The organism is Holdemania sp. Marseille-P2844, assembly GCF_900120005.1.
GTDB lineage: Bacteria > Bacillota_I > Bacilli_A > Erysipelotrichales > Erysipelotrichaceae > Holdemania.
The window spans coordinates 25,776-42,662 of record NZ_LT635449.1; the positions used below are offsets into that span (position 1 = coordinate 25,776).

At 51.0% G+C, this 16,887-nt stretch carries 17 protein-coding genes, 1 riboswitch and 1 other annotated feature; of the genes, 3 read left to right on the forward strand and 14 right to left on the reverse strand.

All coding sequences use genetic code 11. The features are described 5' to 3' along the window. Nucleotides 1-39 precede the first annotated feature (39 nt). The 4 genes from BQ7364_RS02835 to BQ7364_RS02850 all read right to left on the reverse strand — a co-directional run bounded on the left by BQ7364_RS02835 (nt 40) and on the right by BQ7364_RS02850 (nt 5,216). Nucleotides 40-666, reverse strand: a complete 627-nt coding sequence (locus BQ7364_RS02835; RefSeq protein ID WP_072683318.1) for a class I SAM-dependent methyltransferase — start codon at nt 664-666, stop codon at nt 40-42. Between the two features lie 45 nt (nt 667-711). Continuing rightward, the gene (glpK, locus tag BQ7364_RS02840; protein ID WP_072683319.1) at nt 712-2,211 is read right to left on the reverse strand and encodes a glycerol kinase GlpK; all 1,500 of its coding nucleotides are present in this window, start codon (nt 2,209-2,211) and stop codon (nt 712-714) included. A gap of 142 nt (nt 2,212-2,353) precedes the next feature. Continuing rightward, on the reverse strand, nt 2,354-2,968 hold the full coding sequence (locus BQ7364_RS02845; protein ID WP_006060538.1) for a LexA family protein: 615 nt from the start codon (nt 2,966-2,968) through the stop codon (nt 2,354-2,356). Between the two features lie 256 nt (nt 2,969-3,224). After that, complete coding sequence (locus tag BQ7364_RS02850; protein ID WP_083538410.1) at nt 3,225-5,216, reverse strand: FAD-binding protein; 1,992 nt, start codon at nt 5,214-5,216, stop codon at nt 3,225-3,227. 162 nt (nt 5,217-5,378) lie between these two features. On the opposite strand from BQ7364_RS02850, the gene BQ7364_RS02855 reads away from it, so the two are divergent. From BQ7364_RS02855 to BQ7364_RS02865, 3 genes are all read left to right on the forward strand, one after another. After that, nucleotides 5,379-6,575, forward strand: a complete 1,197-nt coding sequence (locus BQ7364_RS02855; RefSeq protein ID WP_083538411.1) for a PucR family transcriptional regulator — start codon at nt 5,379-5,381, stop codon at nt 6,573-6,575. A gap of 178 nt (nt 6,576-6,753) precedes the next feature. Next, nucleotides 6,754-6,987: a hypothetical protein gene (locus BQ7364_RS02860; RefSeq protein ID WP_006060537.1), complete on the forward strand. Its 234-nt coding sequence runs from the start codon at nt 6,754-6,756 to the stop codon at nt 6,985-6,987. Nucleotides 6,988-6,997: 10 nt separating this feature from the next. Then, entirely contained in the window at nt 6,998-7,576 is a 579-nt protein-coding gene (locus tag BQ7364_RS02865; protein WP_072683321.1) for an SOS response-associated peptidase family protein, read from the forward strand. A 313-nt stretch (nt 7,577-7,889) separates the two neighbouring features. On the opposite strand, the gene ruvB is transcribed toward BQ7364_RS02865, so the two are convergent. From ruvB to BQ7364_RS02915, 10 genes are all read right to left on the reverse strand, one after another. Next, nucleotides 7,890-8,900: a Holliday junction branch migration DNA helicase RuvB gene (ruvB, locus tag BQ7364_RS02870; protein ID WP_072683322.1), complete on the reverse strand. Its 1,011-nt coding sequence runs from the start codon at nt 8,898-8,900 to the stop codon at nt 7,890-7,892. 3 nt (nt 8,901-8,903) lie between these two features. Further along, a complete protein-coding gene (ruvA, locus tag BQ7364_RS02875) occupies nt 8,904-9,485 on the reverse strand; it encodes a Holliday junction branch migration protein RuvA (RefSeq protein ID WP_072683323.1) in 582 nt (193 codons plus the stop codon). 211 nt (nt 9,486-9,696) lie between these two features. Then, the gene (locus BQ7364_RS02880; RefSeq protein WP_229100707.1) at nt 9,697-10,140 is read right to left on the reverse strand and encodes a GNAT family N-acetyltransferase; all 444 of its coding nucleotides are present in this window, start codon (nt 10,138-10,140) and stop codon (nt 9,697-9,699) included. Between the two features lie 123 nt (nt 10,141-10,263). Then, on the reverse strand, nt 10,264-11,544 hold the full coding sequence (obgE, locus tag BQ7364_RS02885; RefSeq protein ID WP_072683324.1) for a GTPase ObgE: 1,281 nt from the start codon (nt 11,542-11,544) through the stop codon (nt 10,264-10,266). A gap of 80 nt (nt 11,545-11,624) precedes the next feature. Then, entirely contained in the window at nt 11,625-11,909 is a 285-nt protein-coding gene (gene rpmA / locus BQ7364_RS02890; protein ID WP_006060527.1) for a 50S ribosomal protein L27, read from the reverse strand. Between the two features lie 3 nt (nt 11,910-11,912). Continuing rightward, on the reverse strand, nt 11,913-12,230 hold the full coding sequence (locus BQ7364_RS02895; protein WP_072683325.1) for a ribosomal-processing cysteine protease Prp: 318 nt from the start codon (nt 12,228-12,230) through the stop codon (nt 11,913-11,915). Between the two features lie 5 nt (nt 12,231-12,235). Beyond that, the gene (gene rplU, locus BQ7364_RS02900) at nt 12,236-12,547 is read right to left on the reverse strand and encodes a 50S ribosomal protein L21 (protein ID WP_006060525.1); all 312 of its coding nucleotides are present in this window, start codon (nt 12,545-12,547) and stop codon (nt 12,236-12,238) included. 30 nt (nt 12,548-12,577) lie between these two features. Further along, nucleotides 12,578-12,652: a sequence feature (ribosomal protein L21 leader region), on the reverse strand. Between the two features lie 291 nt (nt 12,653-12,943). After that, a complete protein-coding gene (locus tag BQ7364_RS02905; protein WP_072683326.1) occupies nt 12,944-13,780 on the reverse strand; it encodes a pyridoxamine kinase in 837 nt (278 codons plus the stop codon). A 239-nt stretch (nt 13,781-14,019) separates the two neighbouring features. Next, nucleotides 14,020-15,204: a M20 family metallopeptidase gene (locus tag BQ7364_RS02910; RefSeq protein ID WP_072683327.1), complete on the reverse strand. Its 1,185-nt coding sequence runs from the start codon at nt 15,202-15,204 to the stop codon at nt 14,020-14,022. Between the two features lie 16 nt (nt 15,205-15,220). Next, nucleotides 15,221-16,615: a YfcC family protein gene (locus tag BQ7364_RS02915; protein WP_072683328.1), complete on the reverse strand. Its 1,395-nt coding sequence runs from the start codon at nt 16,613-16,615 to the stop codon at nt 15,221-15,223. 81 nt (nt 16,616-16,696) lie between these two features. Further along, nucleotides 16,697-16,875, reverse strand: a riboswitch (Lysine riboswitch). Between the last annotated feature and the right edge of the window lie 12 nt (nt 16,876-16,887).

The following is a 16,887-nucleotide window of genomic DNA, read 5'->3' on the forward strand; positions in this document are numbered from 1 at the left end:
TGCTTATCCCCCTGTTTTCTTTTATTTTACCCGCCGGCTTCAGTCAGCGCCAAAGCTCATCAGCGCCGCGCAGAACGAACAGCGCTGCCACTGCAGCTGTTGTGCGAAGACGGGTTTTAGCTGTTCCCGGGTCAGATAGATTTCGTCTGCGTCCCATCGCTTTCCCGCCTGATCGCGGCATGCGTACAGCGCCGCGGCGTTGTCAAACGCGACGTCGCCGATCAGCACCCTTCCGCCGGGCTTGAGATGGCCGAGCATTTCCTGAATCCAGGCGATTTGTCCGGCCACGCTGAGATGATGCAGCGCATACGTGGACACGATAAAATCAAACTGTTTTTCCGCCAGCACTGCCGGCCAGCCGTCATTAAAATCATGCACGAACAATTCTGCCTGCGGCAGTTGGCGCCGGACAGTTTCAACCATTGCCAAAGCAAAATCAAAACCGGTGATCTGAGCGCCCCGCTCAGCCAGCCGCCGGGTCAGAACACCGGTGCCAAAGCCCGCGTCCAGCACCTCCGGCTGCGGCTTTGCGGCAACGATCATTTCAATCGCCTGCAGCACGGCATCGTAGCCGGCAAATGGATACTGGCTGTCAGCCTGAGTTTGAGCGACGGTTTGATCATACTGTGCCGCCCATCGATTAAAGCCTTCTTTATCTAATACCATGAATGAGTCCAATTCTCCTGTTCTTTGTTTATTTCCGGATTCCCTTTAAGCCTCAGGATGATATTGGCAGCAGCATGCCACGGCCTGCTGCCAGCGGCGGTAATCTTCGTCCGCCTGGCCCTGTTCTATCTGCGGCTCAAACCGGCGGTCGAGCTGCAGCCCGGCCAGCGCCTCCTGCCGGTCTTTCCAGAAACCGACGGCCAGTCCGGCTAACAGAGCCGCGCCCAGCGCTGTCGTTTCATTGATTTTCCCCCGTTCCACCGGTGTCTGAAGCAGATCGCTCTGAAACTGCATCAGATAATTATTGCGCACGGCGCCGCCGTCAACCTTCAATGTTTTTAAGCGGATGCCGGAATCCTTCTGCATCGCTTCCAATACGTCGCGGGTCTGGAATGCCAGCGATTCCAGCGTTGCCCGCGCTAAATGAGCCTGCGTTGTGCCGCGGGTCAGGCCAAAGATCGCCCCGCGGGCTTTATCATCCCAATACGGCGCGCCCAATCCGACAAATGCCGGAACGACGATCACGCCTTCACTGCTGGATACCGAGGTCGCCAGCGCTTCGCTCTCCGGTGCGGTGCGGATCATTTTCAAGCCGTCCCGCAGCCATTGGATTGCGCTGCCGGCGACGAAAATACTGCCTTCCAGCGCGTAATTCACCTTGCCGTCCACCCCCCAGGCCAACGTCGTCACCAAGCCATGACGGGAAACGACCGGCTTCTCACCGGTGTTCATCAACAGGAAGCATCCGGTGCCGTAGGTGTTTTTTGCCATACCTTCCTCAAAGCAGCCCTGGCCGAACAAGGCCGCCTGCTGATCGCCTGCGACCCCGGCAATCGGGACTTCCCGGTTGAAAAAATGCACCGGCGCCGTCGTCGCGACAATCTGACTGGACGGCTGAACCTGCGGAAGCATGCTTGCGGGGATATCCAGCTTTGCCAGGATCTCCGCATCCCACTTCAAATCGAAGATATTATACATCATCGTCCGCGAAGCGTTGGAGTAATCCGTGCTGTGACAGCGTCCTTCACTGAGCTTCCACACCAGCCACGTATCGATCGTCCCCATCAACAGCTCGCCGTTTTCTGCCCGCTTCCGCGCGCCCGGGACATGATCAAGAATCCATTTGACTTTCGTCGCTGAGAAATACGGATCGATGACCAGTCCGGTCTTCCCGCGAATCCAGTCTTCCAGCCCTTCTTTCTTCAGCTGGTCGCAGAGCTTGTCCGTCTGCCGCGACTGCCACACGATCGCGTGATAGATCGGCAGACCGGTCGTTTTATCCCAGACGACTGTCGTTTCGCGCTGGTTGGTAATCCCGATCCCCGTTACCTGCACGGGGTCGATGCCGCTGGCCATCACAACTTCCGCCATCACGGCCAGCACGCTCAGCCAGATCTCCGTTGCGTCATGCTCAACCCAGCCGGGCTTGGGGAAATACTGTGTAAATTCCTTCTGTGCCTGTGCGCGGATCTGACATTGCTGATCAAATAAAATCGCCCGGGTGCTGGTCGTTCCCTGGTCGATCGCCATAATATATTTTTCCATGCTTCCACCTTCATTTCTTGTATAAGTTTACCTTGAAACCGCTGTCATTGCAACAAAACCCAAACGAAAAGACCGTTCAGTTTTCAATACAAACCCGTTCACGGTCTTTCCTTTTTCTTTCAGATTATCCCCGCTTTTGATGTTAATAGCGGATCTTGTTGTGAACCAGCCGGCCCAGTATCTGCACGCGGCGGTCCATGACGTCTTTTAACGGCACGACGATCGGTTCGTAAGCGTCGTTCTCCGGCTGCAGGATCATATCGCCGTCTTTATAGAACACACGTTTAAGCGTTACTTCGTCGTTTTCCAGCAAGACGACGGCGATCTGCCCGTTATCCACGGAATTCTGACGATGGATATACACGCGGTCGCCTTCCTCAATCCGGGCGTTTTTCATCGAATCCCCGACGACATCGAGATAAAAATATTCGCCGCCCCGGGCTTCATCCGGGCTGACCCATTCATAATCCTCAACAATCTGTTCTGCCAGATGATCATAGCCCGCCTTGACGCTGCCCAGCACCGGTACCCGCACGCCCGACATTTCATCGCGTGTCAGATCCTGGTTGATCAGCCGTTCGATCGTCAGGTTAAAAAAGTCCGCCAGCTGCTGCAGGATGCTCATTTTCGGCATTGAGGTGCCGTCTTCCCATTTCTGAATCGTCGTAAATGATTTATAGCCGAATTTCTCCGCCAGGTCATTCTGTGTAATATGATACTTCTTTCTGAGATATCTCAGGTTTTCCTTAAAATACATCGGAATCACCACCCTGGCTTCATTGTAACGGAATCTTCCCGTTTTTTCAACGACTAATCGGAACTTTTTTCAAGTATTCCAGGTATATCCTTTAAATTTGTTCATGTTATCTGAAAATTATTCATGATCATTTAAGCAATGACCAACCCTGTCCCAGTAAAATCATCATTGAAACTTTCCAGAAAAAAGAAAGCGTGGTTCCATACTTTGTTTCGCCTAAGAACTTACGCTTTCCTGAATGATTATTCTAATTGATTTATTGAAGTTGGTTTAACGCGTTTTTAACGGCCTCTTTCAGCGCGTTACTGGTCACTGTTGCCTTGCTGACATGATCGATAGCGTCGATTTCCTCTGCTGACGCACAGCCAATAAACTGATCTGGTAATGTGGCGAACGCCGGATCGCTAATCCCTTGCGTTTCATTATTCTCCAGAATTCTGATTCTGGCGACCGCTCCGTTTTCAATTTTCACTGCAACGACAACATCGCCGCCCATCCCTGCGCCAACACCCAGCACTTCGTTTTCCTCCAGTTCATATTCACTCGTTTTTTCATCCGTTGTACCCTGGGTGTACGTGAGTTTTGATTCAACTGCCGGAGCCAGCGTATAACTTGGTAAAGCTTCTTTCACAGTTGCTGCATTTTCGCCTGCAATCCTTCCAAACACCAGACACTCCGACAAATTGGTCGCCCCTTGATAATTTTTTGCCGTCAAACCACCGAATTCACCTGCTGAATATAAATGAGGGATGGCATTACCGGCCGGATCCAGTACCTCGGCCCGGGCATTTCTACGCGCTCCTCCCTGCGTATTCAAAATTCGCGGGACAAGCCGCAGCGCATACCACGTCTTTCCTGCCAGTTCCCGCATCGTTTGGGGATCGCGTTCAAATTCAAGATCCTCACCTGCACTGGCAAAGCGGTTAAATTTTTTGATAGTCCGCGATAAGACTGCAGCTTCCATCTTTAATGCCGCCGCCAGTTCCAGAACGGATTCCGCAGCGATGATCTGCCCTTGAACGAAAGCTGGCCAGCTGAGGGTTTCATATTGATTCTGATCAAAAATTAACCAGGCGTTCTGCGGATGTCCTGGCATAACGTACTCACCGCCGCGCCGGATATGTCCATGTCTGGCTTCCGCTGTTTCATTAAAATAACGTCGACCATCTAAGCCTGTGATCAAAAAACTTCCGGCTGAAAATCCGGTAAGATCGATTCCTCGTTCACCCGCACCATAATCCGGTCCCAAACCGCCTAGGGTGTTGCTGCCTTCGAAACAGTTCATATGCCATAAATCCGCTCCGGCCTCCAAGCAAAGATGAATCCCATCCCCCTGATTATAAGTCGATCCAATGACATTATAGTGAGCATAGCCGATATAATCCTGAACGATTTTTGAATTATTCTCAAACCCGCCGCAGGCTAGAACAACACCGTTCGCCGCCCGAATATTCACCATTTTCCCATCCCGCTCAAATGTGACGCCGATGATCGTTTTCGTCTGAGGTTCCTGGATTAAATGAGCCGCCCGGGAATTGAACCAGATATCAATTTTATCTTTTTCTTCGACCACTTTTTGCCGCAGCAGTTTCCACAAAGCGGAATCTTTTGCACCGGCGTGAACGGTAAACGCGTTGATCGCCTCGCCGCCTTCCAATTCCGGGAATTCCGGAATTGCCCAAGCCACTGCCGGCACGCCTTTCCAATACATTACGTCCGCGCCGTAATCGGACGCCATCCGGTCACCCAGTGTCACCATATTCTCAGTATACACTTTAATGACCTCCTCGTCGTATTCCAATCCCCCGGCTAATTCATGGTAATATGTCTGTAACTTTTCCGGATTATCGCCGCAAACAATAAACTGTTGGGCATATCGGGTATTGCCGCCTTCATGACCTTTGGGCGCCGCATCGGCAATCAGGACGTTAGCACCACTGGCGGCCGCATAGTGCGCTGCCGTAGCGCCGGCTCCGCCAAAGCCGACAACGACCACATCATATTGTCCATCCCAGGCAATGGTTTCCGCGTAAGTATAGTCTCCAGCTGCAGAACTGGTTGACGTCTGGCATCCACCCAGCAGAGACATCCCGGCAAGCCCGAGCGCCCCGGCCGCTGCGTCTTTCAAAAAATCTCTTCGTGACAGTTTGTTCATTTTCTCCTCTTTGCATGATCTTTGATTCATGCTATCCTTTCTATGCTTACAGCATTTAATCTCTGCTGTTTTCGCAATTGTGATATAATTCATTTACATATTTATTATAGAAAAGAAGAAACGGTATGCCTATGTTGCGGCCACTAAACATTCGCTTCCATCTTTAATGCAAAATCACAAAATTGATGTGTCCTTGTGCGGTGTCACATTGAATCCTTATCGTAATTATCCGTTTAACTAAAAGGAGAAATAATTATGTCTTATCTATCCGTAAAAGCTGAGTCGATTCTCTTCCCGATGCTCTATGACAATACTGATTTACAAGTTCTTGTCGATACCGCATCGGAACTTCTAAATGCTCCCGTCAGGTTTTCCCCTGACAATCGAATTGAACTAGCAATCTGCTCCAAGAATTATCCAGAAGGTGAAATGATCCGGATTAAAAAGATGCTTTCCAAAGACAGCCATGGGTTTAATACGTTTATGGGGGTTCTCAGCAAACGCAAAGAAAATCTGATTCCATTTTATTCTCCGGCTACGGAAGATGATTATGCCCGAGTTTTTTCTAACGTTTATATTGGTGAACGCTATTTTGGCAATATTACAATTCCAGGAACAAACCAGGAATTAGAAAATATGGATATGGAGTTAGTTCAAACGATTGCCAGAATTATTGCAATTTCCTGTTCCATTGATGGTGTTTGGGGATACAATCTCAACGAACAAAATTTATTTAAAATGATTTTATGCGGGAAAATCAAAACTTTGATGGAATTATCGGTAATGGTTTCCGACAGCGAGAAATACCACGGTAAACAATATCGTCTGCTTGCCGCCAAAGGAAGAAAATCTGAAGAAAACGCTTTGATTACATCTGCTTTACTGCGAATTTTTCCTGACTCTCTAACCGCTGAAGAACAAGGAATCATTTATACGCTTGTTGACCTCACAGAAAAGGAAATCAGAACTTACCAGATCGAGAATCTAAAAGAATCAGCGAAGGTTCTGCAGGCTGACATTTTAATCGGCTGCCGTTTTTGCAACATCTTGAACTCCAACATACAGCGGAGCTATTTATGCTCTCATCCGATCTTTAAGAAACAACCTCGAGGCACTTTGTTCTATTTTGACGATCACCGGGAATATGCGTTATTTCTGCGCAGCAATCTTGAAACTGATGGTTACCTTGATTACTGTAATCCGGCGTTAATTGAAATGATTCGCTGGGATCAGCAGCAGAATTCTGAATATTATAAAACGTTAAAGCAATATATCAAAAATAATTTTGAAATTGGAAAAACAGCAGAAGCCTTAGCTACACATAAAAATACCATTCTTTACAGATTGAAAAAAATCGAAGAAAAATGGAATTTATCCTGCCGCGATGCTAATCAGCTATTTTCCATCCAACTGACGATGCGTTTGCTGAAATATTTTGAACAAGATGATTAACTATTATTCTTAATTCCTTGAGCTTGGGGCAATCCATGCAATTAAGATTCATGGCGTACTCAGCTTTAAATTCTTTTCAAATCCTGCATACCCAAAATTATCCTTTCCTTTTTCTAATATAAGCTTGAAATTGAATTATTTTCAAGTAAAATATAAGACAGAGAGGAGCGAGGATTTCATGGAAAAGCAGTATGTTCGGGTGAACGGCAACTGGGAAGACGACGGCAGTTTCATTCCCTTGTTTATTCTTTGGGAAAACGGGTTAAAATATAAGATAGAGAAAATTGTTCAGCGTTGTCCTGCGGCTTCCTTAAAAAGCGGCGGCGCGGGTCTGCGCTATACCTGCCTGTTTTCCCACGGGCAGCGGCGGTATCTGTACTTTTGTGAAAACCGCTGGTTTATCGAGAAATGAGGGTGAAACGATGTGCGGACGTTATTTATTCTTTGATCAGAACAACGCGCGGATCCGCTCGCTGCTGGCTTTGCTTGAGCGGCAGCTGGGCGACGAACCGCTATCGGAATTGAGTCTGGGCGAGGTTTTTCCATCGCAGCGGACGCCGGTTTGCCTGTTGTCTGAGCAGGGAGATGAACTGGTTCCGGCCGCCATGCGCTGGGGATTTACCCATCCGACGCAGAAACGGCTGGTGATCAACGCCCGCTCGGAAACCGCACCGCGCTCGCGGATGTTCGGCGAAAGCCTGCGTCAGCGCCGCTGCGTCATCTGCGCCAGCGGTTATTATGAATGGGAGAAGCCCAGCCGGAAAAAGATGTTGTTCACCCTTCCGGATCAGGCGATGCTGTGCATGGCCGGTTTCTACCGTCTGGAAGCGGATGGTCCGCACTTCGTCATTATGACCCGTCCGGCGCTGCCGGAACTCTCCGCCATCCACGACCGGATGCCGGTGGTGCTGAACGAGGAAGGCGCGCTGCGCTATTGTCAGGGCGAAGATCGGCTGCACTGTGCTTCCCGCCTGCAGGTCAGACCGGCGGATCGGATTTAACGGGGAGCAGCGCACTGTAAAATCATTGAAATTCATCTGGATCTTTGCAGACGGCAAACGCCGGAAGCGGGGATCCTTTTTTATTGGTCTCCTCGTCTGCTTTTTTGTATTCTCAACAAGACGAAAGAATTCAATTTCCGCAAACGCAGTCAGATTCTGCCTTGCGAAGATAGAGATCCCCGTTCGAAATCAATGAAAACAGAATAAGATTGAAGATCGGATCCAAACCGAAGCAGAATCCCATCAACAACAAAAGGACGCGGTCATTGCGTCCTTTTGTTCAACGAATCTTCTTTTCCCTTTGATTTTCTGCTTACAGATCGAACAGCTGATCGTGATAAGCAATCTTCAGATGCTCATAAGCCTTCGGCGTCGCGACCCGGCCGCGCGGCGTCCGGTTGATAAAGCCGATCTGAATCAGATATGGCTCATACACGTCTTCCAGCGTCATCGGTTCCTCAGAGATACTGGAAGCCAGCGCTTCCAAGCCGACCGGACCGCCGCGGAAACGTTCGATAATCCCCCGCAGATAGCGGATATCGACGTCGTCCAGGCCGAGCGAATCGACCCGCAGCCGATCCAACGCTGTCTGCGCGACGTCCAGACTGATCACGCCGTCGTTGAGCACTTGCGCAAAATCCCGCACACGGCGCAGCAGACGATTCGCAATTCGCGGCGTACCGCGGGAGCGCTTGGCGATTTCCCTGACCGCTTCCGGGGCCGCGGCCACATTGAGCACCCGCGACGTCCGCGAAACGATCTGCGAAAGCTGATCCTCGTCATAATATTCCAGCTTATTGACGATGCCGAAGCGATCGCGCAGCGGCGCTGTCAGATCGCCCGCCCGCGTCGTCGCGCCGACCAGCGTAAACGGCGGCAGATCCAGGCGGATCGAACGCACGCCGGAATCCTTGCCGACAACGATATCAATGCAGAAATCCTCCATTGCCGGATACAGCACTTCCTCGACCATCTTCGGCAGCCGGTGGATTTCATCGATAAACAACACGTCGCCCGGCTCCAGCGTCGACAAGATCGCCGCCAGATCGCCGCTGCGTTCAATGCTCGGGCCGCTGGCTGTGCGCACCTTGCCGCCCATTTCATTGGCCAGAATGTAGGCCAGCGTCGTCTTGCCCAATCCCGGAGGTCCGTACAACAGGACATGATCGAGCGTTTCATTGCGCTGCAGCGCCGCCTGGATAAAAACCTTCAGGTTTTCTTTCAGCTGGGTCTGACCGATATAATCCGTCAGCCGCTGCGGCCGCAGCGATGATTCGTCATCCCCCGCTTCCGGCAGTGCAGAAAGCAGCCGTTCCTCGTCCATCCCTTATCCCCCTCTTTTCCGCTGCAGCAGATGCTGCAGACCTAATTTCACATATTCGTCTGTCGTCTTATCCGGATGCTCGCGCATCATTTTCGATAACCCGCTCAATTCGCTTTGCTTGTAGCCCAATGCTTTGAGCGCTTCCAGCGCGTCTTCGATTGCCTGACTGGACTTGCCTTCAGCGGTTTCTTCGCGAACCAGCTTGCCCTTCAGATCCAAAATGATCTGCGATGCGGTTTTCGCACCGATGCCCGGCATCTTTTTTAACGCCGCAACATCGCCCTGCTCAATCATCTGCACCATCTGCTGATACGTCGCCGCCGCCAGCATATTCATCGCCGTCTTCGGGCCCAGACCCTTGACGGAAATCAGCTTGACGAACAGATCCTGTTCCTCCATCGACAAAAAGCCGAACAGACTGAACTCATCTTCGCGCACGTGCTGGTAGGTAAAGACTCGCACTTCCTGATTCAGCCGGACCGCTTCCGGACGGGAAAAGAACACTTTATATCCGATACCTTGGTTTTCGATTATGATCCAATCCAAACCCACGGCAAAAACCGTTCCTTTAATCATTGCTATCATGTTATCACCTGCCGTTTATTTTACCATAAAACAAGCGCAAACGAAACAGCCAATCAGGAAACTGACGAAGGCTTGCCTCAGGCTTAACCAACACTTGTCTGTTTCCCGGCGTTTCCGCTCCTCCGTTTGACGTCTTGAAAGAAAATACCAATGAAGAAGTAAAAAACGAGGAAATAAAAAATTTCGCGTCCGGCTTAGAGGCAGGATCCGTTTACAGCCAGCGCACAAAGGCGGTTTTATCCTGATCATTAAATCCCGCTTCACGGTAAAAACGCAGCGTACTTTCCCGCTTGGAGCCCGTTGTCAGCAGCACTTTGTAACAATGATTCTCGCAGGTGATCCGCACCGCTTCCTCCAAGACCCTCCGGCCTAAGCCCTGACACCGATACCGCGGATCCGTCACCACATTTTCGATGATCCCGCAGGGCCGCTGATCATGCGTCAGATTGCGGATGATCGTCAGTGTGCAGGTTGAGATTCCATGGCCTTGACTCTCAGCCACGATTATCGCTGTCTGCGGATCGTTCAGCAGCGTTTGCCACAGCCGCATGAGTTTGGCATCCAACTCTGGAATAGGGTTATCGCCCAAAAACGTATAAAGCTGAAGTAAATCCGGTAAATCCTGTCGCTGAGCCAACCGCATGGTCATCATCATTTCATTCTCCTTCACACTCAAAAACTGATCGTTTATTTAAGTCTTTTTTCAAGCCAGAAATCCCATTTCCCTCTGGTCCACTCCATGGCCAACGAAAAAGAGGCGCAAACGGCCTCTGATTGCTTATTCGACAAATTCAAATTGGAAATCGTTGATGAAGACGAGATCGCCGTCCTCCGCGCCCTTCTGCCGCAGCGCCTCATCGACGCCCAGCTTGCGCAGCGACTGGCCGAACCGATACACCTGCGATTCAACCTCAAAATCAGTCATCTTGAACAGTTTCTCGACCTTCGGACCTTCCAGCCGCCACTGGTGATTGCCCAGATTGGTAACGGTGAAATCCGGCGCCTTCGGTACAAACTTATACAATACGCCTTCCTCAACTTCAGTTTCACCTGTCATCGGGAATTCCGGCGTCGTTTCCAACAGATCCGCGACTTTGTAAAGAACCTCGTCCAGCCCTTCCGCGATCAGCGTGATCACCGGATATACCGGAATGTCCGGATAAGTTTCCTTAAAACGCTTCAGATTCTCTTCCGCGCCCTCCAGATCCATCTTGTTCGCCAGCACGACCTGCGGCCGTTCCATTAAGCGCAGTTCGTATTGTTCCAGCTCCTTGTTGATGATTCTGTAATCTTCAATCGGATCGCGGCCGTCGTTGGCGCCCATGTCCACGACGTGCACAATAACCCGGCAGCGCTCGATGTGACGCAGAAACTGATGTCCCAGTCCCTTGCCTTCGCTGGCGCCTTCGATCAGACCCGGTAAATCCGCCATGACAAACGAACGGCTATCCGGGACCTGAACCATGCCCAGATTCGGCGTGATCGTCGTGAACGGATAATCCGCGATTTCCGGGCGAGCCTTGGAGACAACGGATAATAACGTTGACTTGCCGACCGAGGGAAAGCCGACCAGCCCGACGTCCGCCAGCAATTTCAGTTCAACCTGAATTTCCTTGGCTTCGCCGTCTTCACCCTGCTCACAATATTCCGGCGCAGAGTTGCGGGCGGAAGCAAAATGCCAGTTGCCGCGGCCGCCCTTGCCGCCTTTGGCAATGACTGCGCGCTGGCCGGGTTTCGTTAAATCGGCGATCAGTCCGCCGGTCGCCAGATCCTTGACTAACGTACCCAGCGGGACCTTGACCAAGACGTCGTCGCCATCCGCGCCGTGCATTTTCTTCGGCTTGCCGACACCGCCGTTGCCCGCGGTCAGCTGCTTGGAATAGCGCAGATCCAGTAGGGTTGACTTGTTGCTGTCAGCTTCAAAAATAATATCGCCGCCGTCGCCGCCGTCCCCTCCTGCCGGTCCTCCCAGGGGTACATATTTTTCACGCCGGAACGCAACCAATCCGTTGCCGCCATTACCGGCCTTGAGTTTCATTTTAACACGATCAATAAACATGGAAAACGCCTCCTTTCCTCTTAGAATAACCTCGATCGTACTTCTTCAAACAAAAATCCCCAACCGGGGATTTTGTTAACTTACGCTGCTGGATAGACAGAAACTCTCTTCTTGTCCTTGCCTACGCGCTCGAATTTTACAGTTCCGTCGACTTTTGCGAATAAGGTATCATCGCCGCCGCGTCCGACATTCACACCCGGATGAATCTTTGTGCCGCGCTGACGGTATAAGATTGAACCGGCTGTCGCAAACTGTCCGTCCGCCTTCTTGGCTCCCAGTCTTTTGGAATGAGAATCACGGCCGTTCTTTGTAGAACCGACACCCTTTTTGGAAGCGAACAACTGAATGTTCAATACTAACTTCATGGCTTACACCTCCTGTTTTTTGAGTTTTATAAATTCTGGATAACTCTCTGCAATGGTCTGCAGCTGAATCCAGGCTGTTCGGAGAATCAGCTGGGCGGTCGGATCGTCCGGATTCAGAATCCGGATTTTCAGATATCCCTCCCGGGTTTCCGTTTGAAACGTTCCGGGCGCTAATTCATCCAAAGCATTATTGGTTCCGATCGTAATGCAGCTGACGCCGGCGCAGACAAGATCTTGTCCCATTTCAGCGTAGCCCGCATGACCCTCCGCCAGTAAGGTTTCCGCCTTTCCCTGACGTTCAGTCAGCTTGATCCGAATCATGAGACTTAAGCTTCGATGGCTTCAACGGTCAGCTTTGTATACGGCTGTCTGTGGCCCTGTTTGCGGTGAGAAGAACCGTCCTTGGCTTTGTACTTGAAGATCGTGACCTTCTTTTCCTTGCCCTGCTTCTCAACTTTGCAGGTGACCTTAGCACCCTTGACATACGGCGTACCGATTTTTGTTGTTCTGTTGGCATAGAGCACAACGGTGTTGAAGACGACTTCTTCACCCGGCTGAACGTCCAGCTTTTCTACATAGATCGACTGGCCGACTTCAACGCGCAGCTGCTTTCCGCCTGTTTCAATTACTGCGTACATGACTTGCACCTCCGTTCATATTCTCATGTATTTCTGAAAGAGACTCGCCAGCGCAGGGGACGATTTCCCGTCTTAAAACCCTGTTATGAGCGGTTGCAGCCATCAGAGGGGCATACAACGTGATAATAATAGCACAACAGCTATTTCCAGTCAATGTAATTTTACCAATCTGTCCGCTTGTTTTCAATCATTTTTCTTCTGTTTTATAGTTTTTATCCCACCAGGAATTATCAGAACAGGTGATTATTTCTTAACTGGATTGTCGTTGATCACGCTGGATATCATCGTCAATATCCTCTATGATGCAGGAATCTCTTATGGTATGCAGGACGTCAAAATACTGAGAAGGATTCCCATAGATGCAAAAGCTTTAAATTTTGTTCGCCTCTTCTATTTTTATAAACCGAGACGGCGGATCAGCTGCGGCAGCACGCGTTCAAAATTCACGCCGTATTTCTTTTCAGCGTCGTGTTCCATCGTTTCGCGGATACAAGCGACGGTGTAGTCGGCCGCAATCTCCAGCGCTTCCTGCAAGCTTTTTCCCAGTGCCAGAGCGCCGACAGTCGTGCTTGAGAAAATATCCCCGGTTCCATGGTAGCTGACAGGGATCCGGTCATGCACATAGCGGATTTTCTTCCCGCTTACAAGATCCCGGCCGGCGACGCCGGTCTTGCCGGGTTCCAAAGCCACACCGGTCAAAACGACCGCACGTTTTGTTCCCAAAGCGGCCAGCTTATCCAGCAGCGTTTCGATGTACTGCTCGTCATAGTGTTCGCGGTATTCCATCCCCGTCAGAAAGCATGCTTCCGTCAGATTCGGCACGATGATATCCGCCTTGGCGCACAGCCTGGCCATCTGGGCGGCAAAGTCCAGGTCAAACAGTGGATAAAGCTTGCCGTTATCCGCCATGACCGGATCCACAAAGATAAAATTATCCTCAGATTTGAATTGATCAAAGAAATCGGAAATCAGCTGAACTTGCCGTTTCGATCCTAAATATCCCGTATAGATCGCCGCAAAATCAATCTGTTCCTGCTGCCAATGCCGTGCGATCGGCGCGATTTCGTCGGTCAGGTCATGAAATGTATAGTTCTGAAACATTGTATGGGTCGACAACACCGCCGTCGGGATGATCGCTGTTTCCACACCCATCGCCGAAATGATCGGCAGCGCCACGGTCAGCGAACATTTACCGACGCAGGAAATATCCTGAATGGTTACGATTCTCTGCATTGTTCAATTCCTCCTTCAAGTCCGATGACTTCAATCCGATTATAAACATCTCTCACGGCAAACACAAGCCCCGCCCGCACTTGGGGAAAGGCTTCGCTTGCTTTTTCAGACAGAATGCCAAAGTTTTCAGCCTTTCAAAGAGTCTGTTAAAAAAGCCGCTTCCCGCGGCTCTTGGTTTTATTTCGTCGTTTGTTTTGGAAATTTCTGAATCCCGCTGATTGCTGAGCGTTGGGAACGCTTTACAGTCCGCCTTTTAACAGCTCCGGGTTCAGAAAAACCTGCAGCGCGCTGAAGGCCATCGCTTTAATCGCTGTGTGCAGCGAATGATCGGCGGCATGACCATGAACATAGTCCAGAAAATCTTCGTTGTGCGCATACACCGGCGGACAAGCGTCGGTTTCAATTTCGCAATACACCGTCGGACAAACATGCGAGACATTGCCGATATCGGTCGAGCCGGAGGCTTCGTTGGACTGCGGCACAAAATGAGTCACGCCCAGCGCTTCCAGATTTTCCTTCAACAGCTTCCGTAACGGCTCGCTGTAAACCAGATCGTCATACGAGTTCTCAAAGTTATGATAAGCTAACGACGCACCCGTCATCAGCGCCGCGCCCTTGGCACAGTTGATGATCCGCTGTGTCAATTCTTCCAGATAAGCGCGGGATTTCGCCCGGATATAGAACTGACAGGACGCGCTTTCCGGCACAATGTTGGCGGCCGCTCCGCCGTTGGTTACAATCCCATGCACCCTTGCGTCGCTCTGCATGTGCTGGCGCAGGGCGTTGATCCCGGCAAACGTGAGCTGGACAGCATCCAGAGCATTGATGCCTAAATGCGGATATGCCGCGGCGTGCGCCGCTTTCCCGGTGAAGTCAAACTGCAGGGAATCCATCGCCAGCGACACGACATGAATGTTGTTTTCCGCGCCTAAATGCATCTGAAATGCCGCGTCAATATCGTCAAAGCAGCCCGCGTCAACCAGGTCGCACTTGCCGCCCAGCGTTTCTTCCGCCGGCGTTCCGATCAAAACGATTGTACCGCTGAATTCTTCGCTGATCTGCGCCAGCAAGACAGCTGCGCCCAGCGTTGAAGCTGCGATCCAGTTATGACCGCAGGCATGGGCGTTCTGGTTATGCTCAGGGCCATAGCCCGGCAGCGCGTCATATTCCGCCAAGAAAGCAATTTTCGGACCATCGCCGCAGTTCAGCTCAGCGCGAAACGCCGTTGCCAGACCGCCGTAAGGCTGCGTAACCGCAAAACCATAGCCGCGCATTTTTTCACACAAATACTGCGACGACCAGACCTCATCACACCCCAGTTCCGGATGGGCGTAGATTTCATCGCGGACCCTTTCAAACTGTTCAGCCATTTCCGCTTCCCGCGCAAACAGCGCCTCGCGCAGCGTCGCCAAGTTCTTTTCCATCGTGATTTCCTCCCGTCTAGTATCCGATCAGCACGGCGATCGTCAAGAGCACAATTTCCGCGATAAACAACAAACCGAACAACGGCGTCACAAACTTATACCACTTGTTGACGGGCAGGCCCATAATTCCGCACATCATAAAGACGGAGGTCGGCCAGAAAATATTGGAGAACCCGTCGCCGAACTGGAAAGCCAGAACTGCGATCTGCCGGCTCAAGCCGACCATTTCAGAAACCGGCGCTAAAATCGGCATCGTGACGACCGCCTGTCCGCCGCCGGACGGAATGAAGAAGTTAATGATATTCTGCACAAACAACATGCCCATCGCGCTCGCAATGCCCTGAAACTGCGCCAAGCCGGTCGACAGCCAGTACACAATCGTGTCGATGATGTGCGCATTGTCCATGATGACCGGAATCGCCCGGCTCAGTCCGACAATCAATGCACCGAACATCATATCCTTCGCCGCTTCGATGAAATACTGCGCGATCTGACTCGGCGTAAACCGGGACACCAGACCGATCACAAGCATCATGATGATGAACAGCGCCGCGATTTCATTGATATACCAGCCCAGCTTGATCGTGCCGATCAAAAGCATGACCACGGTGAAAATGAAGCACAGCCCGGAAATTTTCTGCGTCAGCGTAAAATCACGCTTCATCAACTCTTCCTTGGTACCGACTTCGCGGAAATTCAGATTTTCACCGGCCAGAATTGATTTTTCCGGATGCTTTCTGACCTTCTCCGCATAGCGCCAGACATAAATGATCGAGATGCCCATGAAAATAACAAAGCAGAAGACCCGGTAACCCAGGCCAGAAAACAGCGGAACCTGAGATACTTCCTGCGCGATGCCGATCGTGAACGGATTGATCGTCGCCGCCGCAAAGCCGACCGCGACCGCGATATAGACGATCGAACCGCCGACGATGGCGTCAAAGCCCAGCGCAATCGCAATTGAAATGAAGATCGGAAGCAGGCCGTAGGTTTCCTCAAACAGACCGATGGTTGAGCCGAGGATCCCGAAGGCGATCATGCAGATCGGAATCAACAGGTGTACGCGGTTGCCGATCTTTCGCAAAACGGCGCCGACGACCGCATCGAACGTTCCGTTTTTCAATAACATATAAACAAAGGCGTAAGCAAAGACGATGAAGAAAATAATCTGAGCACCGTCAATGAAGCCTAACTGAATCGAAGTGAAAATTTCAAACAGACTGCAGCCGGTTTTCGGCAGGTAATGGAACGAATCGGCGACGACGACCATCTTGCCGCTGGCTTCGTCCAGGACACGGGTGAATTCCCCGGCCGGCACAATGTTCGCCAACAGCGCGGTCAGCAGGACCATGCCGAAGATAATGACATAGGTATGGGGCATTTTGAATGATGTGGCAGTTTTCTTGCGCATACAATTTCCTCCTTAACAAAAAAAATCTTTACATCCTAAAACATGTAAAGATCAATGGAAATCATCATTCATCCCTATATGCCTTAAGATAGTGCTCCTTTGTAAAATGGCATCTTTACAAAGACAGTGACCTACCTGTTCGATAGGTCCCCAGCCGCTTTTATGACAAAGCGACTTCGGCGGATCATCCTTTCCGGCTGACTTCTCAGGCTTTCGGCCTCCATCAGCGTACTCTTAATCTCCGCGCCTCTAGCTGTGCTTTCACACAAGCA